Annotated in this window: 19 protein-coding genes; 5 read left to right on the top strand and 14 right to left on the bottom strand. The window is 69.0% G+C overall.

All coding sequences use genetic code 11. The features are described from left to right. The first annotated feature begins 119 nt into the window (after positions 1-119). Together LMA02_RS20600 and LMA02_RS20595 are read left to right on the top strand one after the other, a co-directional pair. Positions 120-1,196 carry a glycosyltransferase family 2 protein gene (locus tag LMA02_RS20600; protein ID WP_228909598.1) on the top strand — a complete coding sequence of 359 codons (1,077 nt, stop codon included), beginning with the start codon at positions 120-122 and terminating at the stop codon, positions 1,194-1,196. 15 nt (positions 1,197-1,211) lie between these two features. After that, positions 1,212-2,474, top strand: coding sequence for a glycosyltransferase family 87 protein (locus LMA02_RS20595; RefSeq protein WP_228909597.1), 1,263 nt, complete (start codon positions 1,212-1,214; stop codon positions 2,472-2,474). On the opposite strand, the gene LMA02_RS20590 is transcribed toward LMA02_RS20595, so the two are convergent. From LMA02_RS20590 to LMA02_RS20535, 12 genes are all read right to left on the bottom strand, one after another. Then, positions 2,438-3,478 carry a TadG family pilus assembly protein gene (locus LMA02_RS20590; protein ID WP_228909596.1) on the bottom strand — a complete coding sequence of 347 codons (1,041 nt, stop codon included), beginning with the start codon at positions 3,476-3,478 and terminating at the stop codon, positions 2,438-2,440. The genes LMA02_RS20595 and LMA02_RS20590 overlap by 37 nt on opposite strands. After that, positions 3,471-3,899 carry a TadE/TadG family type IV pilus assembly protein gene (locus tag LMA02_RS20585; RefSeq protein ID WP_228909595.1) on the bottom strand — a complete coding sequence of 143 codons (429 nt, stop codon included), beginning with the start codon at positions 3,897-3,899 and terminating at the stop codon, positions 3,471-3,473. The genes LMA02_RS20590 and LMA02_RS20585 overlap by 8 nt, the downstream gene beginning before the upstream one ends. Further along, a complete protein-coding gene (locus LMA02_RS20580) occupies positions 3,896-4,753 on the bottom strand; it encodes a tetratricopeptide repeat protein (RefSeq protein ID WP_228909594.1) in 858 nt (285 codons plus the stop codon). The genes LMA02_RS20585 and LMA02_RS20580 overlap by 4 nt, the downstream gene beginning before the upstream one ends. Beyond that, entirely contained in the window at positions 4,750-5,694 is a 945-nt protein-coding gene (locus tag LMA02_RS20575) for a type II secretion system F family protein (RefSeq protein ID WP_228909593.1), read from the bottom strand. Before LMA02_RS20575 ends, LMA02_RS20580 begins: the two co-directional genes overlap by 4 nt. Beyond that, positions 5,691-6,668 (bottom strand): type II secretion system F family protein, encoded by a 978-nt coding sequence (locus tag LMA02_RS20570; RefSeq protein WP_228909592.1) that lies wholly within the window; start codon positions 6,666-6,668, stop codon positions 5,691-5,693. Before LMA02_RS20570 ends, LMA02_RS20575 begins: the two co-directional genes overlap by 4 nt. Beyond that, positions 6,665-8,077 carry a CpaF family protein gene (locus LMA02_RS20565; RefSeq protein ID WP_228909591.1) on the bottom strand — a complete coding sequence of 471 codons (1,413 nt, stop codon included), beginning with the start codon at positions 8,075-8,077 and terminating at the stop codon, positions 6,665-6,667. Before LMA02_RS20565 ends, LMA02_RS20570 begins: the two co-directional genes overlap by 4 nt. Next, positions 8,074-9,297, bottom strand: a complete 1,224-nt coding sequence (locus tag LMA02_RS20560) for an AAA family ATPase (protein ID WP_228909590.1) — start codon at positions 9,295-9,297, stop codon at positions 8,074-8,076. The genes LMA02_RS20565 and LMA02_RS20560 overlap by 4 nt, the downstream gene beginning before the upstream one ends. Before the next feature lie 21 nt (positions 9,298-9,318). Continuing rightward, a complete protein-coding gene (locus LMA02_RS20555; RefSeq protein WP_228909589.1) occupies positions 9,319-9,699 on the bottom strand; it encodes a CpaD family pilus assembly lipoprotein in 381 nt (126 codons plus the stop codon). Between the two features lie 14 nt (positions 9,700-9,713). Next, on the bottom strand, positions 9,714-11,093 hold the full coding sequence (locus LMA02_RS20550; protein ID WP_228910065.1) for a type II and III secretion system protein family protein: 1,380 nt from the start codon (positions 11,091-11,093) through the stop codon (positions 9,714-9,716). A 28-nt stretch (positions 11,094-11,121) separates the two neighbouring features. After that, positions 11,122-12,159 (bottom strand): Flp pilus assembly protein CpaB, encoded by a 1,038-nt coding sequence (gene cpaB / locus LMA02_RS20545; RefSeq protein WP_228909588.1) that lies wholly within the window; start codon positions 12,157-12,159, stop codon positions 11,122-11,124. 20 nt (positions 12,160-12,179) lie between these two features. Then, a complete protein-coding gene (locus tag LMA02_RS20540) occupies positions 12,180-12,659 on the bottom strand; it encodes an A24 family peptidase (protein WP_228909587.1) in 480 nt (159 codons plus the stop codon). 88 nt (positions 12,660-12,747) lie between these two features. Then, the gene (locus tag LMA02_RS20535; protein ID WP_105831465.1) at positions 12,748-12,927 is read right to left on the bottom strand and encodes a Flp family type IVb pilin; all 180 of its coding nucleotides are present in this window, start codon (positions 12,925-12,927) and stop codon (positions 12,748-12,750) included. A 717-nt stretch (positions 12,928-13,644) separates the two neighbouring features. On the opposite strand from LMA02_RS20535, the gene LMA02_RS20530 reads away from it, so the two are divergent. After that, complete coding sequence (locus LMA02_RS20530) at positions 13,645-14,601, top strand: TauD/TfdA dioxygenase family protein (RefSeq protein WP_228909586.1); 957 nt, start codon at positions 13,645-13,647, stop codon at positions 14,599-14,601. 336 nt (positions 14,602-14,937) lie between these two features. On the opposite strand, the gene LMA02_RS20525 is transcribed toward LMA02_RS20530, so the two are convergent. Continuing rightward, positions 14,938-16,599 (bottom strand): ABC transporter substrate-binding protein, encoded by a 1,662-nt coding sequence (locus LMA02_RS20525; protein WP_228909585.1) that lies wholly within the window; start codon positions 16,597-16,599, stop codon positions 14,938-14,940. A gap of 320 nt (positions 16,600-16,919) precedes the next feature. On the opposite strand from LMA02_RS20525, the gene LMA02_RS20520 reads away from it, so the two are divergent. Both LMA02_RS20520 and LMA02_RS20515 read left to right on the top strand, forming a co-directional pair. After that, a complete protein-coding gene (locus tag LMA02_RS20520; protein ID WP_166722264.1) occupies positions 16,920-17,327 on the top strand; it encodes a DUF427 domain-containing protein in 408 nt (135 codons plus the stop codon). A 219-nt stretch (positions 17,328-17,546) separates the two neighbouring features. After that, positions 17,547-18,539: a sulfonate ABC transporter substrate-binding protein gene (locus LMA02_RS20515; protein WP_228909584.1), complete on the top strand. Its 993-nt coding sequence runs from the start codon at positions 17,547-17,549 to the stop codon at positions 18,537-18,539. Between the two features lie 20 nt (positions 18,540-18,559). Here the strand turns inward: LMA02_RS20515 and LMA02_RS20510 are convergent, their stop codons facing one another. Beyond that, positions 18,560-19,144: a putative glycolipid-binding domain-containing protein gene (locus LMA02_RS20510; protein ID WP_228909583.1), complete on the bottom strand. Its 585-nt coding sequence runs from the start codon at positions 19,142-19,144 to the stop codon at positions 18,560-18,562. Positions 19,145-19,214: the final 70 nt, after the last annotated feature.

Below are 19,214 nucleotides of genomic sequence, written 5' to 3'. Positions count from 1 at the left end.
TCCGCGGTGGACAAGCAGGCCGGAACCGACTTCGCGCCGAACCGGGCCACGCCCGCTCGGCACACAACAACCGGAACTACACGGTGCAGCGCAGGCCGGACCTCTCGGGAGCCCGCAGCATGTCCACGCAAGCCAGGAAGCCGCTGATATCGCTCGTCGTGCCGTTTCATGACGAAGAGGAAACGATCGACGCGTTCTTTGCCGAAACGCTGCCCATTCTCGAGTCGGTCGCCGCGATCCGCTTCGAGGTCATCTGCATCAACGACGGCAGCCGCGATCGCACGCTCGACCGGCTGCTCGCGGTCGCCGCCGGCGACGCGCGCGTGCACGTCGTGGATCTCACGCGCCGCTTCGGCAAGGAAGCGGCGCTCACCGCGGGCCTCGACGAGGCGGCCGGCGCCGCGGTGATCCTGATCGACGCCGACCTGCAGGACCCTCCCGCGTTGATTCCCGCGATGATCGAACACTGGCGCGGCGGCGCCGAGGTCGTCGCCGCGAAACGCACCGACCGGATGTGCGATCCCTACATGCAGCGCGCGGCGGCGGCGCTCTACTATCGCGTGCACAACGCGCTATCCGAGGTGGAAATGCCGGAAAACGTCGGCGATTTCCGCCTGATGGATCGCGAGGTCGTCGATGCACTGCGCGCGTTGCCGGAGCGGCGACGGTTCATGAAGGGGCTGTTCGCGTGGGTCGGCTTTCGCACCACGATCGTCGAATACACGCGGGCGCCGCGCAGCGGTGGCCGCTCGAAGTTCTCCGGATGGCGGCGCTGGAATTTCGCGCTGGAGGGCATCACGAGCTTCAGCACGGTGCCGCTGCGCGTGTGGACCTACGTCGGCCTCACGTTCGCGATGCTGTCGCTCGTGTACGGCGCGTTCATCGTCGTACGCACGCTGTTGTTCGGCAATCCGGTGCACGGCTACCCGTCGCTGATTTCAGTCGTGCTGTTCGTCGGCGGCATCCAGCTGATCGGCATCGGCGTGATCGGCGAATACCTCGGCCGGATCTATCACGAGTCCAAGCAGCGTCCCGTCTATCTCGTCAGGCGGCGCTACCGGGCCGAGCGGGATGCCGCCGCGCAGCCCGCATCGAAGCTGCTGCAGTTCCCGCTCAAGCGCACGCACGCGGCCCGCCGCCGGACGACGATACCGGCAGCCGCCGGCCTGGCCGCCCGCAAGGCGTCGTTCAAGTAAGCCGGGCCGCGGCAATTGGACATTTCCAGCCAATCGATGCGCTCGGCGCAGCGCCCGGTCGGCGCGTGGCTCACCCCGCGGCGCCTCGTCCTGTACAGCGCGCTGATGCTGGTGTTCTACGCGCTGTTCATCGCGATCTGGACGACCGTCATTCGCCACACGCACGGCGACGCCGGGTCGCGCCCCGGCGCCGACTTCTCGGTGTTCTGGGCCGCCTCGTACGTGATGCTGCACGGTTCGCCAGCGCAGGCGTACGATTTCTCGTCATTCTCGCGGCTGACGGCCGAGCTGTTCACACACTTTCGTCGCGACAGCTTCGCGCCGTGGCTGTACCCGCCCACCTATCTGCTGCTCGTGACGCCGCTGGCGCTGCTGCCCTTTGCGCTCGGGTACCCGTTGTTCGTCGCGCTCGGCGTGCTCGTGCTCGGCCTCGCGGCGGCGCGCGTATCCGGCCTCGGCGCGATGGCCGGCGCATGGCGCGGCGGTACGCTCGCACTGGCCGCTGCACCCTGCGTGTTCGTCACCGCGACGCTCGGGCAGAACGCGTTCCTGACCGCATCCTGCGCGGCGCTGGCCGTCCATTGGGCCGCTCGGCGGCCGATGTGGGCCGGCCTCTGCATCGGCCTGCTGTCGGTCAAGCCGCAGATGGCGTTGCTGTTCCCGTTCGTGCTGGTCGCGGCGCGCGCGTGGCGCACGATCGCATGGGCCGCGCTCGCCACGGCAACGTTCGTCGCGCTGAGCGTCCTGGTCTGCGGGGTCGAGTCGCTGCGCCTGTTCGTCGCCAGCACCGGGCTCGCGCGCTCGATCGTCCTCGAACACGGTGTCGTGTTCTGGCTCGCGTCGCCGACGCCGTTCGCGACGTTCCGCCTGGCGGGCGTGCCGCTCGGCGCCGCCTATGCCGCCCATGCGTGTATCGCCGCGATCGCGATCGCGGCCGCCTGCATCGCGTGGGCGCAGTCACGCGATACCCGCGTGCGCGCGGCCGTGCTGACGGTCGCGACGCTCGCGGCCAACCCGTACGTGTGGCACTACGAACTCGCGTGGCTCGCCGTCGCGATCGCGTGCATGCTGGCGATCGGCTGGCGCGACAGCTGGCTGCGTGGCGAACAGACCGCGATCGCGCTGATGTGGGCGCTGCCGATCGTCGAATACCTGAACCCGTGGCTGCAGTGGCCGCAGATCGGCCCGGCCGTGACCCTCTTCGCGCTGCTCGTGCTGCTGCGGCGCGCGCGGCACGACGCTCACAACGCGAGCCGCGGCGGCACGTATACGCCGTAGTACGGCCCGACGCCCGTCGCGACGCCCGTCAGCTTCACGCCGGCGACGAAGTGGCCCTGGATGTACTTGTACGTGCCGCCGAGCGACACGTCGATGTGGAACGCGGCGAACGCGACGATCGGCACGGTGGTGCTGCTCGAGGTCTGCGTGACGACCGGCAGCACGACCGTCGCACCGACAGGCACCGACGTGTAGAGCGTCGCCTTCACGCCGGTGGCGAGATTGATGCTGTCGCCGATATTGAGCGTCGTCGGGTTGCCGGTCACCATCAGGCCGCTCATTGTCGTGGTGTCGGTCGCGGTCGACTGGAACGATGTCCACTGACCGCCCATGCACAGCGCGCCATAGGTCTGGCCGTTGGTGATCGAGAACTCGAACGGCTGGCCCGTCAGCGGATTGATCAGCGGCTGGTTGGTCACCGCGTTCCAGTACTGGTTGTACACGCACTGGTCGATCGCGATCGGAAAGAGGCCGCCCGCCGCCACCTCGCCGGGCGCGGCGAGCACCGCGATCGCGGTTGCGCTGCCGGATGTGCCGGGAATGCCCAGCAGCCCGCCGAGCAGCAATGGAATCGAGCCGCCATTGACACCCGGCGCGCGCGATACCGTGACCTGCACCGCCGGCACGTCGTACGCGCCAGGCGTGATGGTGGTCGGCTGCATCGACGCCGGGTTGCGCGTCACGTTCCAGTACCCGGTCGTCACCGAGCCCGTCGACAGTGCCGCGCCCGCCGCCGAATTCTGCGCGATCACGCCGTTCGCCGCCGGCGCGGCCTGCGACCAGTTCAGCGGGCCGCCGGTCGGCGACATCATCGCATCGGCCGCCGCGAGCGCGGCCGCGTCGGCGGCGTTCTGAAGCTGGTTGCGCACGGTGGCGACCCATGCGATGTCGATCGCCAGCGCGCCGAACGACAGCAGCGGAATCAGGAACATCACGAAGAACAGCGCGACGGAGCCTCGCTCGGACGCGGGGCCGGTGCATCGCGTGCCGGCGGCGTCATTCATAAAGCATCACCGAGCTGGCCGAGATCGTCAACGGGCCGGTCAGCACGCTCAATGCCGTACCCAGCACCAGCCCGGAATACGTGTAGGTCACCGTCACCGTCAGCGCGGTGCCCGCGGTCGTGCCGTTCGCCTGCGTCACGGCCACGGTCGGGGTGGTCGCGGTGCCGCCGGTGATCAGGCTGTTCTGCGTGTAGCTCAACGCGACGTTGGCGATCTGCGTCGTGGTCAGCATCGGCACGCGCAGCACGACGCCGGCCCGCGCGGCTTCCCGGCTCGCGTTCGTGATGACGGCCTTGTCGCACAGCAGCAGGCTCACGTCGATGATGCCGATCAGCACCATCAACAGGAACGGCAGCATCAACGCGAACTCGAGGGATACGACGCCGCGCGCGTGGCGGGCGCCCCTCGCCCCGCGTGTCATTTTGCGGCCCCCGCGGCGCTCGGCGCGACGCGCGGCTCGAGCGCGGCGCCCGTCAACGGCCGCGCGGCGGCGGCAGCCGGGCGCGCTGCGAGCTGCGCGCGCACCGCCTGGTAGAAGCGCAGGTTGTCGGCCACCGCCGACGCAGGCAGGTCGGCGGACAGCAGCTTCTTCGCCGAATCCGTGTTGCCGAGCACCCCGTACGCGAACGCGAGGTTCTGGCGCGCCTGCCACGGCGCGTCGGGCAAGCCGGCCACGTCGAGCAGCACGTTCACGCCTTCGCGCGGCCGGTTGCTCAGCACGAGCGACAGCCCGAGGTCGACGCGCAGCCCCTGCGCATCCGGATGCGCGTTGAGCGCGTCGCGATACACGGCTTGCGCGTCGGCATGGCGTCCCTGCAGGTCGAGCACCGTGCCGAGCCCTTGCGCCGCGAGCGGCAGGTTCGGCTGCGCGGCCAGCAGTTCACGGTAGCGCTGTGCGGCCTCGTCGAGCCGGCGCTGCCGCAACGCGACGCGCGCCAGCCCGAGCTGCGGCCCGAGATCCGCCGGCGCCTGTTGCCGTGCCTGCTCATAGAGAATCCGCGCGCGCTCCAGATCGCCGGCCCGGTAGTTGACGTCACCGAGCCCCAGCTGCGCCGCGAGCGAATCGGGATGCCGCGCGAGCACCTTCCCGTACAGCGTCGACGCGAGCTCGATGTTGCCGCCGGCCAGCGCGCTGTCGGCAATGCGCAATTCGGCCTGCGGGTCGTCGCTCTTGTGCGACAGCGCCGGTCTCGTCTGGATGCCCGGCGCGCAGCCGCCGGCCAGCACCGGCAGCACGATCGCGAACGCAAGCGCGCGGATGACAGTTCGTGTCATTTGAATACCTCGATCAGGCGGATCGCCGCCGGGCCCGCCGCGATCAGGCCGACCGTCGGCAGGATGAACAGCATCATCGGCACCGTGATCTTCGGCGCGAGCTTCGCGGCCTTTTCCTCGAGCGCGACGACCTGCTCGGTGCGCTCGCTGCGCGACAGCGTGCGCAGCGCCTGCGTGATCGGCGTGCCGAATCGCTGCGATTGCGTGAGCGTCGTGGCAAGCGAGCGTGCCGACGAAAAATTGACGCGCAGCGCGAAATGCGCGAGCGCCTCGGAGACATTGCCGCTCAGCGTCAGCTCGTCCGCGCACACCGTCAGCTCGTCGGCGAGCGGCGGGCAAATGCGTTCGAGTTCGCGGGCGACGCGCCGCACGCCCGAGCCGAGACTGTTGCCGGCCATCGTGCAGATCACGAGCAGGTCGAGCGCATCCGGAAAGCACGCGGCGATGATGCGCCGGCGCCGCCGGATCATCGCGCCGAGCACGTACTCCGGCACGATCACGCCGATCACGAACGCGCCGACCATCGCCACCGCACGGATCACGAAGAATTCGCCGAGACGCGGAATGTACGGGCTGAACACGATCGCGAAGCCCGCGAACAGCACGCCGCAGCTCAGCTTGATGCCGATCATCGACGACACCGCGCGGCGCTCGCGAAAGCCGGCGCGCGTGAGCTGCAGCCCGAGCTTCACGCGCTGCATCGGGTCGAGCACGGGCAGCCGCTCACCGAGCTGCGCGAGCCGCCGCGTCAGGTCCTGACGCACCTCGCCCGGCTGCAGCCGCCCCGCCGCCAGCGACAGCGAGCGCTGTCCGGCCGCCTGCTGCACGCGCGCGGCGATGCGCCGGCGCGTGCCGCCGCCGGGCGTCGCGAGCGCTGCGGCGACGCACGCGATCAACAGCAGCAGTTCAAGGCCGCGGGCGGCCAGCATCGACATCGTCATCGCGCGGTATCCAGTTTCGAGATCTTGTTGATCGTCAGCAGCCCGATCGTCAGCAGCACGGCGGCGATCGTCAGCATCACGTGTCCGGCGTGCGTGTCGAATAGCAGCATCACGTACGAGCGGTTCACGAGGAACAGCGCGCCGATCATCACGAACGGCACGGCCGAAATGATCTTCGTCGTGATCCGCCCTTCGGCGGTCAACGCGCGCGTCTTCAGGCGGATGTCGCGGCGCGTGCGGATGATGCTCGACAACTCGTCGAGCGTTTCGCCGAGGCTGCCGCCGGTCTCGCGCTGCAGCAGCAGATAGACGGTGAAGAACGAGAAGTCCGCGATCATCAGCCGGTCCGACGCCTGCGTCAGCACGTCCTTCAGATCCGCGCCCACGCGCAGGCTGTCGCCCATCGTGCGGAAGGTCGAGCGCACCGGCTCCGCCGCGCTGTCGCCGACCGTGCTGATCGCCTGCGTGACCGGGATGCCCGCGCGCACCGCACGCACGATCAGGTCGATCGCGTCCGGGAACGCTTCGAGAAAGCGCAGCCGGAAGCGCTCGACCAGCGCGCGATAGCTGGTGCGCATCGCAAGCAGCGGCAACCCGACGTAGATCAGCGGATGCAGGACGCTCGGCAGCGTGACGAGCTTCATCGCGACGATCGCCGCGATCGCGCCGACGATCGTGCTGGCGATGACGATCCGCATCCCGCGCTCGCCGCCGACCGCACGTACGCGCGTCACGTAGCGCTGCAGCCACGCACGCACGCGGCCCTGCCGGCGCGGCAGGTTGAACAGCGCGACGCCGGGCACGGCGGCCGCACCGGCCTTGCTGCCCGCCAGCGACGGCGCGAGGCGCCGCATCCGCTCGCGAATGCGTTGCTCCGGCGCCTGTCGCGCGCGGTCGAGCAGCGCGGACAGCACGAGGCCGATCACGAGGATCACGACGAATGCACCGAGCGCGACCAGGTCTGCGGGCCTCATTGCCGGAATACCTCGGAGAGCGCGTCCTCCATGCCGTAGTACGCGGCGCGCGGGGCGAACGCGGGGCGCAGCGACGACGCCTCGAACACCCCCTTCACCACATCGCGGGTCGTGTCGCTTTCCTGCCGGAACGCGAACAGGTCCTGCGTGATCACGACCTCGCCTTCCATCCCGACGATCTCGGTGATCCGGGTCACGCGGCGCACGCCGTCGCGCATCCGCTCGATCTGCACGAACAGGTGCACGGCGCTCGCGATCTGGCGCCGGATCGACAGCAGCTGCAGGTTCGCGTTCGCCATCATGACCATGCTTTCGAGCCGGCTGATCGCGTCGCGCGGCGTGTTCGCATGGATCGTCGTCATCGAGCCGTCGTGGCCGGTATTCATCGCCTGCAGCACGTCGAATGCCTCCGCGCCGCGGATTTCGCCGAGGATGATGCGATCGGGCCGCATCCGCAGCGCGTTGCGCACGAGGTCGCGCTGCGAGATCCCGCCAAGCCCTTCGGTATTCTCCGGCCGCGTCTCGAGACTGACGACATGCGGCTGCAGCAGTTGCAGCTCGGCCGCATCCTCGATCGTCACGATCCGCTCGTGCTCCTCGATGTGTTGCGACAGCGCGTTCAGCAGCGTCGTCTTGCCCGAGCCGGTACCGCCCGAGATCACGATGTTCAACCGGCACGCGCAGGCAATCTTCAGCACCTGCAGCATCCCGTGCGAGATATTGCCCTGGTGCGCCATGCGCGCGAGCGTGATGTCGCGCTTCGCGAACTTGCGGATCGAGATCGACGCGCCGCGCATCGCGATCGGCGGCAGGACCACGTTCACGCGGCTGCCGTCGGCAAGCCGCGCGTCGACCATCGGGCTGCTCTCGTCGACACGGCGCCCGACCGCCGCCGCGATCCGCTGCGCGACGCTCGTCACGTGCGCGTTGTCGCGAAACTTCAGCGACGTGAGTTCGAGCCGCCCCGCGCGCTCGACGTACACCTGGTCGGGGCCATTCACGAGGATGTCGGACACGGTGTCGTCGGCGAGCAGCGGTTCGATCGGCCCGACGCCGAACATGTCGTTCAGGATCGCGTCGACGATCAGCACCTGCTCGCCCGCCGTGATCTTCAGGCGCTCGCGCTCGACGGTGTGCGCGGCTACCTGCTCGATGCCCGTCCGCACTTCGTCGCGCGTCTTCATCAATGCCGCCGACATGTTCATCGACGAGAACACCGCGGTGCGAATCGCATCGAACTTGCCGGAGCGGATCAGCGCCTCCTGCGTGTCGGCCGCCGCCGCACCGCGCACGGGCGGCGGCGCGTGGCTCGCGATCGGCCCCGGCGCGGGCGCGTCGTCGCGCGGCGCGGCCGGGGACACTGCCGGCGCGGGCGCCGGCGTCGACCGTTTGCGAGTACCGAACGTCACGATCCTTTCCTCCACTTGACGAAGCGCGCATACCACGGCTCGGCGACGGCCATCGATTCGCCGGTGATGCCGTTCGCGAGCCGCCGGATCTCGTCCAGGAAGCCATGACGCTTCCCGCCTTCGATCGGCTCGCCGAGGTTCTCGGCGACCGCGAGCGGCTGCGGCTCGTGCGGCAGCTCGCGCAGCTTCACGCCGCCGAAGGCGTCCTCGAAATCGGTCTGCGCGACGCGCCCCTTGACCGGCTCGAGCGGATTGTTCAACACCATCGACAGCAACCGCTCGCCGGGCAGCTCCTTCACGAAGCGCGCAAGCCGCGCGGCTTCGTACGCGGCGTGCACCGAGCGGTCGGCGACGATATAGACGAGATCGGACGCCGCCAGTGCGTCCTCGAACAGTTTGCCGGCGCGGTTGCCCACGTCGAACAGCACGTAATGGAAGCGGTCCTTCAGCATGTCGACGAGCTGCGCGATCGCATCGTCGCGCAGCGGCGCGTCGTCGCCGTACGCCAGTTCGGCCGACAGCACGTGCAGGCGGTCGCCCTTCGTCACGAACATGCGGTCGAACAACGCGTCGTCGGGGCGCTGCTCCATGTTCAGCAATTCGATCAGCCCGTTGTTGCTCGACAGCCCGAGCATCGAGTTCGCGCCCCCGCCATGAAGGTTCAGGTCGGCGTACGCGACACGGCGGCGCTTCTCGCCCGCCAGGCAGCGCGCGAGACTCACCGCGACCGTCGTCGCGCCCACGCCGCCGCGCGCGCCGACGAAGCTGACGATCTTGCCGGTACGCGCGTGCACGATCGATTCCGTCGCGGTCAGCGCGCGCCGCATCAACTCGACGGTCAGCGGCTTCACGATGTAGTCCTGCACGCCGATGCCGAGCAGGTTGCGGAACAGCCCGACGTCGTTCTGCGTGCCGATCGCGATGACCCGCACCGACGGATCGCACATCTCGGCGAGCCGCATCAGGTCGGACACCGGCAGCACCGAATCCGACACGTCGACGATCAGCTGGCGCGGCGAGCGCTCGTGCTGCTGCAGCAGGTGGATCGCGTCGTCGCAGTTGCCGGGCTGCACGTGGGCGCGCGTGATCGACAGATCCTGCACGACGCGGCGAATCACGTCTTCGCTGCCCGCGTCCGACACGACCGCGATGAGATCCGCCGCCCCGGCGGAGGCGGCACGCTTGGCGTTCTGGCGATCGAGGACGTTCATGGGCGGCATCGCGATGGCCTCGTGAGCGGGTCAATGGCCGGGCGAGCCGGTCGTCAGCGTCTTGCCGGGTGCCGGCTGCTTCACGCGATCCTCGACGTAGCGGCGCACCGCGTCGGCCGCGACTTGCGCGTCCGCGCCGCCGTACGGCACGGGCGCGACGAGATCTTCCGGCCGCGCGAGCATCGTCGCGAGGTTCGTATAGGTCGCGCAGCCGAACGGCACGCCGGGCCGCCCGAACCCCGCGTCGACGAGATGCGACGGCTGCATCAGCGCCGCGCAGTCGGGCGGCACCGCGCGCACGCCGTCGAAGCCGATCGCGCGTGCATCCGGCAGGTTGATCGGCGGCGGCGCCGACAGGCAGCCTGCAAGCGCCGGCGCCAGCAGAGCGAAGATGATGGTTCGAACCCGCATGCGCGCTCCTCCGGTCAATACACGAAGCCCGCGGCGCCGACGAGGCGCGGCGTTTCGCCCGACAACAGGTCGAGCCCGAGGTTGCGCTGCACCGCGAACTCGAGATCGCTGCTCGGCCGGGCGACGGTGTCGAGCGCCTGTTCGAGCTGGCCGGGGCCGGTCGGCTGCACGATGTACGGCGTCACGATCACGACGACCTCGGTCTTGTTGTCCTGGAAGTTCTTCGATGAAAACAGCCGGCCGATGATCGGCAGCCGGCCGAGCCCCGGAATCTGCGACACGGTGTCGGCCGTCTGGCTCTGCAACAGCCCGCCGATCGCGAAGCTCTGCCCGCTCGACAGCTCGACCGTCGTCTCGACGCGCCGCACGCTGAGCCCCGGCACCGTGACGCCGCCCGTCTTCACGCTGTTGTTCGCGTCGACCTCGCTCACTTCCGGGCGCACCTTCAGGCTGATCCGGTTGTCGGCGAGCACGGTCGGCGTGAAATCGAGCGACACGCCGAACGGCTTGAACTCCACTGTGATCGCGCCGGTGTTGCCGGCCTGCGCGACCGGAATCGGAATCTCGCCGCCCGCGAGGAAGCTCGCGGTCTGGCCGGACATCGCGGTGAGGTTCGGCTCCGCGAGCATCGTGATCAGGCCTTCCTGGTCGAGCGCGTCGAGCACGACGTCGATCGACCAGCGCCCCGCGTGGAAGCCGCCGAGCACCGAGTACGCGCCGGTCGGCGACAGGTTGAACACCTTGGTCGTCGGATCCACCAACGTGCGCCCGTTGAACAGCCCGCCGATGAAATTGCCGGCTGCGCCGAGCGAGCTCCAGTTGATGCCGAGCTGCTGCGTGACGTTGCGGCTCACCTCGGTCACGCGCACGCGCAGGTTGACCTGGATCGGGCGCGACAGGGTGAGCCGGTTGACGATCTTTTCCTTGTCGTTCAGATAGGGGGTGAGCGACTGCATCACGGCGTCCGCGTCGGCCGCGCTCGGCACCTTGCCCGACACCATCAGCGAGCCCGGCGCGCCGGACACCGACAGCTTCAATTGCGGAAAGCGGCTGTCGAGCACCGCCTGCAGCGATACGGTGTCGACCTGCACGATCACCGTCCGGCGCAGGATCGGCCGATGGTTCGCGCCGAGCGCGATCAGCGTGGTGGTGCCGGCCTTCTTGCCGAACACGAACACGGTGCGCGGCGACGGCACCTGGATGTCGGCGATGCTCGGATCCGCGACGAACATCGCGGTCGCGGGTTCGGACAGCGACAGCATCTCGCCCTTGCCGGTCGCGATCGACAACGCCGCGCCGGCGTCCGCCGCGTGCGCGCGCTGCGCGAGCGCGACGCCCGGCGCGACGATGCAGGCCAGACACCAGAAAGCGATCCAACGAACCATGCGCACCATGCGTTTTCCCGTCAGTTTCTTCACTGCGTCACTGCAACATCGTGGCGCGCGGCGCTTGCGCCGTCGCGTCCGCGGCGGCATTGCCGCCCGCCGGCGCGGCCGGCGCAACCGGCGCAACCGGTGCAACAGGCGTGCCCGGCCACCCGGACGGCAGCGGCGGCACGCCCGGCGTGCCGGTGCCGCCGGCGCGCGATCCATCGTCGACCGACGAGCCGCGATAGATCACGACCGTGTTGCCCTGCGCCGGCCGCGTGCCGGCGTCCGTCCTCGCGGACGGCGCACGCGCCGCTTCGCGGGCCGCGCGCGATACGTCGCCGGCCCACACCGGTGGCGTATCGGCCTCCTGTTCGTCGCCGCCCGCCGCCTGGCGGCGGTCCCTCGTCGCGAAGCTGCGCAGCGCCAGCGACAGCGAACCGAGGCGCGTCGCGACCAGCACGACCTGCGCGGTGCGCGGCGCGACCTCGAGCGTGACCGTGCGCGCGCGGACCGGTGCGTCCGCGGCGCTCGCGGGCGCCTTCGCGCGCTGGAATTCCGAGCCGACCGCGAGCACGCGCGCACGCCGCACGACCGTCTCCGCTTCGAACGTGCCGGGCGTGGTCGCGGAACCGCCGATCTGCTGCGTGAGCACCACGTCGACGAAGTCGCCCGGCTGGATCAACCCCGCGTTGCCCGACACGTCGTCGACCGGCACCGAGATCGCGCGCATGCCGGGCTGAAGCGCGGCCGCGAGAAAATCCGGCGCGCCCGCCGGAATCACGTTGTCCGCGCGGATCGGCGCGCCCGCGTCGACGCGGTTGCGCAGCAGCGCGCCCTTCAGGTCCGCGCCCGGTTGCGATTCGACGAACGCGCCGACCGGCACCTGCGCGCGCGCCATGGGCTTCCACGCGAGATCGTTGTCGCGCAGCAGCAGCCCTTCGGGAAGGTCCGCCGCTGCGACCCGCACGCGTACCTCGGCCGGGTCGCCGGGCGGCGCAGGTGTCGACGCGGAAACATAAAGTTGGCGCAGGATGAACGCACCGATGCCGGCAGCGATGATCAGCACGGCCATTCTCAGGGGTTTGGGCATGGCGGCGCGCGTCCCCCGGGCTAGGTAAGCGAAAGTGCGTGAGGAAACGGCGCCCAGACGGCCAGCACGCCGCCGAGCGCAAGCGCGATGCCGTACGGCACGCCGCGCGTCGCCATCGTGTGCGCAGGCGCGATGCGACGCTGCCGTGCGACGGCTGCGAGCATGGTGAGGCCGCACGCGGCGCCGCTCGCGCCGACGATCGTCAGAACCGGCAACGCAAGCGTCGGACCGGCCCACAGGAATACCGCCGCCGCGAGCTTCACGTCGCCGCCGCCGAGCCAGCCCGCGTGACGCAGCCCGCCGAACACCACCAGCATCGCCGCGGCGGTCGCGACGTGCCCGGCGAGTGGCGCGAACCCTTCGCGCACGAGCGCCGCCGCGATCAGGTACAGCATCGCGAACGCCAGCACGGCGCGATTGGACACGCGCCGCTCGCGCAGGTCCTGCGCCGCGATCGACACCAGCACGAGCGTTGCCGCCAGCTGTACGAGATAGAGCATCGGAGAGCCGTCCGTCGGCGCGCCCCGGCTGGATACGTCGTACCGCTGCGGATCCGTGTGTTCGTCGGCGGCGCGCGGGTTCAGGAGATCAGATCAGCGAGGTGACCTTGTTGACCAGCTGCGTGAATATGGCCTGCAGGCCTTGCGCGCCGCTGAGGTACGTGCCAACCGCCGCGAGTGCGACCACGATGATGCCGGCCAGCACTGCGTATTCGAGCGAACTGACGCCCCGTTCATCGCGCAACAAGGACTTGACGTATTGCAGCATGACTCCCTCCGTGTGACGGGGTCGGTGATCGACCGTTGAATGTAAAGACGCTGCGTTGCTTCTGTGGCGGCGCATGGCGTTCGCCCATTCACGACTCATGCGGCGGCCCGGGCATCGGGCCGTTCGCATCCCCCGGAATCCTTTCGATCGCTGCGACGCGCGGAGTACGGCAACGCATCTGCCGGTACTTCGCCCGTTTTGTTGCGCGGCCGCATTTGACACGATGCGGATCACGCCGTTTCGTCTAGTGTATAGATAATTTTTGGGGGGATTTCAAATTATTTAGCGTCGGAGTGTATTTATGGACGGCACCCTTCAGCAATGAAATACAGGCACACCGGTTACCACTTTCTGGCCGCGACACGCAAGGTCTGTCGCGGCTCGGCGTAAGAATGTCAACGACGACACGCATCATTGCTGCTGGCGGATGATTCAATATTTTTTACTCGGCTTTTCCAAATTCACTTGATTCGCATCTGCAAATATGTAAACGGCATTCACGCCCGCTTGCCGGCAATCCTTTCGCGCCCGCCGATTTGACCGGGAAAATATTCCGCATCCCGATCGGTTTGCCTGATGCCGCGTACAAGTCGCTCAGCACGACGACACATATCGATCGTCACGACGCGCGCTAAGGTTGTGACGATTCATCGGTTCCGGTTTCGCGCGGCCCCTGCTTGAATGGAGACCCGACCGACCCGACCCAGGAGACTCCCGATGTCCGACGTCCAGCATGCCGCTCACCCGTCATCGCATGCTTCGCACGCCGCTGCGCCGCACACGGCTGGCGTACCGCTTCAGCTGCGCCAGGTCGCCGGCCGGATCGGCGCCGAGATCGCCGGCGTTCGGCTGTCGAGCACGCTCGACGACGCGACGTTCGACGCCATCCAGGCCGCGCTGCTGCGCCACAAGGTGCTGTTCTTCCGCAACCAGGACCATCTCGACGACACCGCGCAGGAAGCATTCGCGCGTCGCTTCGGCGAGACCGTCGCGCACCCCACTGTGCCGCCCGTCGACGGCAGCGCGCACCTGCTCGAACTCGATTCCGCGCACGGCGCGCGCGCCAACTCGTGGCACACCGACGTGACGTTCGTCGACGCGTACCCGAAGGTGTCGATCCTGCGCGCGGTCGTGATTCCACCGTTCGGCGGCGACACGGTGTGGGCCAACACGGCGGCCGCGTATGCGCATCTGCCGGAGCCGCTGCGTGCGCTCGCCGACACGCTGTGGGCGCTGCACACGAACGCCTACGACTACGCGTCGACGCACGTTCACGCCGACGACACGCAACTGAAACGCTACCGCGAAGTGTTCACGTCGACCGTCTACGAAACCGAACACCCGGTCGTGCGCGTGCATCCGGAGACCGGCGAGCGCACGCTCGTGCTCGGGCATTTCGTGCAGAAGATCAAGGGGCTGTCGTCGCAGGATTCCGCGCATCTGCTGCAGGTGCTGCACGAACACGTGACGCGCCTCGAGAACACCGTGCGCTGGCGCTGGCAGCAAGGCGACGTCGCGATCTGGGACAACCGCGCGACGCAGCACTATGCGATCAACGATTACGGCGATGCGCGCCGCGTCGTGCGCCGCGCGACCGTTCACGGCGATGTGCCGGTCGGCATCGACGGCCGCCGCAGCGTCGTGCTGAAGGGGCCGGGCGCGACACTGCAATGACGTGCGCCGCGCACGGTGCGCGGCGTCAGCCGCGGCCGTGCGGGTGCGATTCCGGCGCGCGTGCATTCCTGCATTCCTGCATTCCTGCGTTCCTGCGTTCCTGCGTTCCTGCATTTCCGACGGGATGATCCGGCCACGACCGTCCCGCCACCGAGCCGGCACGTGCATGCGCAACGATGTCGCCATCCGTCCACCCCGTTCACTTGCGCCAGGCGCGGCGCATGAGTCGCATCCGTCGCGCTCGAAGGCTCGCCGGTCGAGACAGCCGCCGCACTCGCGCTGAACTGAACATCGCATCGACCGCCGGCGCGCCCCGCACGCGCCGGCTTCCCTGCTTCAATCCAGCCACACGCCGTCGAACCGGTGCCCGCCGAGCGGCGAGAACGTCACCCCGTGCACGCGCTTCGAAATCGGCAGCGACACGATCGACGTCGCGATCGGCGTGAACGGCACCTGATCCTTGAACACGACCTGCGCCTGCTCGTAAAGCGACGTGCGTTTCGCGACGTCCGCGTTCGTGCGCGCCGCACTGACAAGCCGCTCGAAATCCGCGTTGCACCACTTCGCGAGATTGCTGCCGTGCACCGCATCGCAACCGAGCAGCGTGCCGAGCCAGTTGTCGGGATCGCCGTTGTCGCCCGACCAGCCGTACAGGATCGCGTCGTGCTGCCCGTCGCGTTTCGCACGACGGTTGTATTCGCCCCATTCGTAGCTGACGATCTTCGCGCGCACGCCGATCTTCGCCCAGTCCTGCTGAATCAGTTGCGCCATCAGCTGCGCGTTCGGGTTGTACGGGCGCTGCACCGGCATCGCCCACAGCGTCAGGTCGAAGCCGTTCGGGAATCCCGCCTGCGCGAGGAGCGCCTTCGCGGCGGCCGGATCGCGCGGCGCGTCCTTCAGGCGCGGGTTGTACGACCATTGCGCGGGCGGCATCGGGTTCGTCGCGATCGACGCGTCGCCGTTGAACACCGTCTTGATGATCGCCGTCTTGTCGATCGCGATGTCGAGCGCGCGCCGCACGTCGACGCGATCGAGCGGCGGATGCTGCGTGTTGTACGCGACGAAGCCGACGTTGAAACCGGTCCCCGAAAACAGCGTCAACTTCGGATCGCGCCGCACCGTCTCGAGATCGGCCGGGCGCGGGAACACCGACACCTGGCACTCGCCGGCCGTGAGTTTCTGCAGGCGTGCGGCCGGATCGGGCGTGATCGCGAACACGAGATGCGCGAGCTTCACGTCGTCCGGTTTCCAGTAGTCGGGGTTCGCGTCGTAGCGGATCACCGCGTCCTTCTGGTACGCACGCAGCTGGAACGGCCCGGTGCCGACGGGGAGCTGGTTGATGTCGGCCTCGCGGTGGCGTGCCGCCAGCTGCGACGCATATTCGGCCGACAGGATCGACGCGAACGCCATCGCGAGATTGCGCACGAACACGACGTCGGGCGACTTCAGCACGAAGCGCACCGTGTCGTCGTCGACCTTTTCGATGCGCTCGATGTTGCGGTCGAAACCGAGATCGCTGAAGTACGGGAAGCTGACCGGGTAGGCCTTGCGGAACGGACTGTCGGCGTCGAGCATCCGGCGGAACGTGAACACGACGTCGTCGGCCTGGAACGGACGCGTCGGCTTGAACCACGCGGTCGTCTGGAACTTCACGCCGCGCCGCAGATGGAACGTGTAGACGCGCTGGTCGGACGACACATCCCAGCTCGTCGCGAGCGACGGGACGAGATCGAGCGTGCCGCGCTTGAACTGCACGAGCCCGTTGCAGATCGTGTACGTGCTCGCGTCGAAATCGGTGCTGGTCGTGTGCTGGCCCGGATCAAAGCCGGCCGGGCTGCCTTCGCTGCAGTACACGAGCGTCTTGCCGGCCGGCGCGGCGAACGCGTGCGTGAACCCACCGGCGAGCAGCAGCGACGCGGCCATGGCGCGCAACGCCACGACGGCAACGGACGTGCGCCGCGCACGATGCGCGGCGGATGAGACGAATGAAAGCTTCATGGTGGCGCTCGGACAGGACTGTCATGCGAATGACGACCGCCGATCTTCGCGCGCCGCCCGCCGATCGCTTACCAATTAATTCCGCGTTGCTTATCGCGGCGGATGCATCCCGCTGCCGCTGCATCGAATTGTCCATGCGAGCGCCGCGGACATGCCGACGAGCATCGCCGCGCGCCGCCTTCCGGCCCCCTGCAGGTTCTCCGGAATTGGCGCATCGTATCGGTTGGCCGACGCCGGCACCGGCGCGCGGGGATCCGCCCGGCGCGCACGTTCCGGCACGGCGCGCTGCCGGCGCGCCGACCCTTCCTGGAGGACCCACGATGTCGATCAGCCCCGATACGCCCTCTCGTCCCGTGAAGTCGCCGGGCCCCGATCATCCGATCACGATCGAGCCGCATCCGTCGCGCGTCGTGGTCAAGGTGGCCGGCAAGACCGTCGCCGACACGCGCCGTGCGCTGGCGCTGCGCGAGGCCAGCTATCCGGTCGTGTTCTACATTCCGCGCGAGGATGCCGACATGTCGCTGCTGCAACGGACTGACCATGCGACGTACTGCCCGTACAAGGGCGATTGCGCGTACTACTCGATCCCCGCCGGCGGCGAACGCGCGACCAACGCGGTGTGGACGTACGAGCATCCGAATCCGGCCGTCGAATCGATTCGCGCGCACCTCGCGTTCTATCCGGACCGCGTCGACTCGATCGAGGAAAGCACGCTCGGCACCGATTGAGCGCGGCGGCCCGCTGCCGCCTCGTCGTTCACGTATCGCCCGGCCGCTGATTTGCATATGCGGATTCGTTGGTTGGCCGCCGGCCCACGCGGCCGTTATCGTGCTGAATCCGGCGCGGGCCGGCCGTGCGCATCGCCCGCAAACGGCTGCGTCCCGTGCCCCCGTGCCGATTGCGCCGCCAGCCCGCGCGCCCCGTGAACCCGCCAGCAGGACGCTTCGATGAACGACACCCCGCACGCCGACCTTGAAACGACCCCGGCCAACCCGCGCCGCCGCCACTGGCTGCACGGCGCGGCCGCCGGGCTGGCCGGACTCGCGCTCGGCCCGCTCGCGGGCCTGCCCGCACGGGCCCAGGGCAGCGACAAGCGGCTGCGCATCGGCTTCCAGAAATACGGCAACTTCGTCGTGCTCAAGGCGCGCGGCACGCTCGAGAAACGGCTCGCGAGCCAGGGCGTGGCGGTGCAGTGGCTCGAGTTCCCGGCCGGTCCGCAATTGCTCGAGGGGCTGAACGCCGGCGCGATCGACGTCGGCACGGTCGGCGAGACGCCGCCGATCTTCGCGCAGGCCGCCGGTGTCGATTTCGTCTATATCGGCAACGAACCGCCCGCGCCGCACGGCGAGGCGATCGTCGTGCTGCCCGATTCACCGATCCGCACCGTCGCGCAGCTGCGCGGCAAGAAGATCGCGTTCAACAAGGGTTCGAATGTCCACTACCTGCTCGTGAAGGCGCTCGAACACGCGGGCCTCACGTATGCCGACATCCAGCCGATCTACCTGACGCCCGCCGATGCGCGCGCCGCGTTCGTGCAGCGCAGCGTCGACGCGTGGGTGATCTGGGATCCGTATCTGGCGGCCGCCGAACGGCAGCTCGGCGCGCGCGTGGTCGCGAACGGCGACGGGCTCGTGCGCAACACGCAGTACTACCTTGCCGCACGCAAGTATGCGGCCGCGCAACCGCAGGTGCTGCGCACGCTGCTCGACGAAGTCGACGCGGTCGACCGCTGGGGACGCGACAATATTCCGGAAGTCGCCGCGCAATTGTCGCCGCTCGTCGGCCTCGACGCGCCGACGCTCGAAATCGCGCTCAAGCGGGCCGGCTACGGCGTGCAGCCCATCACCGATGCGACGCTCGCGTATCAGCAGAAGATCGCCGACGCGTTCAGCACGCTGAAGCTGATTCCGGCCAAGGTGACGGTCGCCAACGCGCGCTGACGCCCCGCCGCCGCGACGCGTTACGGCGAATGCGTCGCGCCGATCCGCCGCCATTCGTCGTAATCGGTGACGAGGCCCGCCTCGTCCACCGCGATGTCGGCCGCGTACGTGCCGCTCTCGTACCGGTACACGCGTTCCGCCGTGCGCGCATAGCGCTGCTCGCCGCGCACGATCTCGAACGCCGGGAAACGCAGCCACGCGGTGTGGATGACGGCCGACGCGCCGACCGCCAGCCCGAGACGCCGGATCGGCAGCGTATTGGTCGATGGACTGAAACCGAGATCGATGTCGGTCGCGCCCGCGAGTGCCGCCGCGTCGGCGCCGTCGACGGTCCAGCGCCCCGCGTCGCATTCGATCTCGCGCTGCGTTGGCGGCGCCGCGCCGAACCAGTGCGTCACGCGCACGGCACGCGTCAGCCAGTCGGCGCCGCACACGATCGCATAGTCGACGCGAAACGGCGTGCCGTCGACCGCGCCCGCGACCGCCCCCGACAGATCGACGCCCTCACGCGTCTCGACGAGCCGGCACCATTCGGCCGCCTGCCAGGTCTGCGCGATCTGCCATGCGACGCATCGCGTGCGCGCCGCTTCGTCCCGTTGCGTCATGTCGTCTCCTGTCGATCGAGCGAAGGCGATTGTCACTCACGGCGCCGATGCTCGCACGCGCCAACTCGCA

Origin of the sequence: Burkholderia sp. B21-005, from assembly GCF_020843965.1 — a bacterium.
Lineage (GTDB): Bacteria > Pseudomonadota > Gammaproteobacteria > Burkholderiales > Burkholderiaceae > Burkholderia > Burkholderia ambifaria.
This window is presented reverse-complemented; position numbering and strand designations above follow the sequence as displayed.

What these genes read in the sequence shown, in the direction of transcription:
- LMA02_RS20600 (WP_228909598.1), top strand. Translation starts at nt 120, where the DNA reads ATGTCCACGCAAGCCAGGAAGCCGCTGATATCGCTCGTCGTGCCGTTT.
- LMA02_RS20590 (WP_228909596.1), bottom strand. Translation starts at nt 3,478, where the DNA reads ATGAATGACGCCGCCGGCACGCGATGCACCGGCCCCGCGTCCGAGCGA.
- LMA02_RS20585 (WP_228909595.1), bottom strand. Translation starts at nt 3,899, where the DNA reads ATGACACGCGGGGCGAGGGGCGCCCGCCACGCGCGCGGCGTCGTATCC.
- LMA02_RS20580 (WP_228909594.1), bottom strand. Translation starts at nt 4,753, where the DNA reads ATGACACGAACTGTCATCCGCGCGCTTGCGTTCGCGATCGTGCTGCCG.
- LMA02_RS20575 (WP_228909593.1), bottom strand. Translation starts at nt 5,694, where the DNA reads ATGACGATGTCGATGCTGGCCGCCCGCGGCCTTGAACTGCTGCTGTTG.
- LMA02_RS20570 (WP_228909592.1), bottom strand. Translation starts at nt 6,668, where the DNA reads ATGAGGCCCGCAGACCTGGTCGCGCTCGGTGCATTCGTCGTGATCCTC.
- LMA02_RS20560 (WP_228909590.1), bottom strand. Translation starts at nt 9,297, where the DNA reads ATGCCGCCCATGAACGTCCTCGATCGCCAGAACGCCAAGCGTGCCGCC.
- LMA02_RS20555 (WP_228909589.1), bottom strand. Translation starts at nt 9,699, where the DNA reads ATGCGGGTTCGAACCATCATCTTCGCTCTGCTGGCGCCGGCGCTTGCA.
- LMA02_RS20550 (WP_228910065.1), bottom strand. Translation starts at nt 11,093, where the DNA reads ATGGTGCGCATGGTTCGTTGGATCGCTTTCTGGTGTCTGGCCTGCATC.
- cpaB (WP_228909588.1), bottom strand. Translation starts at nt 12,159, where the DNA reads ATGCCCAAACCCCTGAGAATGGCCGTGCTGATCATCGCTGCCGGCATC.
- LMA02_RS20540 (WP_228909587.1), bottom strand. Translation starts at nt 12,659, where the DNA reads ATGCTCTATCTCGTACAGCTGGCGGCAACGCTCGTGCTGGTGTCGATC.
- LMA02_RS20535 (WP_105831465.1), bottom strand. Translation starts at nt 12,927, where the DNA reads ATGCTGCAATACGTCAAGTCCTTGTTGCGCGATGAACGGGGCGTCAGT.
- LMA02_RS20530 (WP_228909586.1), top strand. Translation starts at nt 13,645, where the DNA reads ATGTCCGACGTCCAGCATGCCGCTCACCCGTCATCGCATGCTTCGCAC.
- LMA02_RS20525 (WP_228909585.1), bottom strand. Translation starts at nt 16,599, where the DNA reads ATGAAGCTTTCATTCGTCTCATCCGCCGCGCATCGTGCGCGGCGCACG.
- LMA02_RS20520 (WP_166722264.1), top strand. Translation starts at nt 16,920, where the DNA reads ATGTCGATCAGCCCCGATACGCCCTCTCGTCCCGTGAAGTCGCCGGGC.
- LMA02_RS20515 (WP_228909584.1), top strand. Translation starts at nt 17,547, where the DNA reads ATGAACGACACCCCGCACGCCGACCTTGAAACGACCCCGGCCAACCCG.
- LMA02_RS20510 (WP_228909583.1), bottom strand. Translation starts at nt 19,144, where the DNA reads ATGACGCAACGGGACGAAGCGGCGCGCACGCGATGCGTCGCATGGCAG.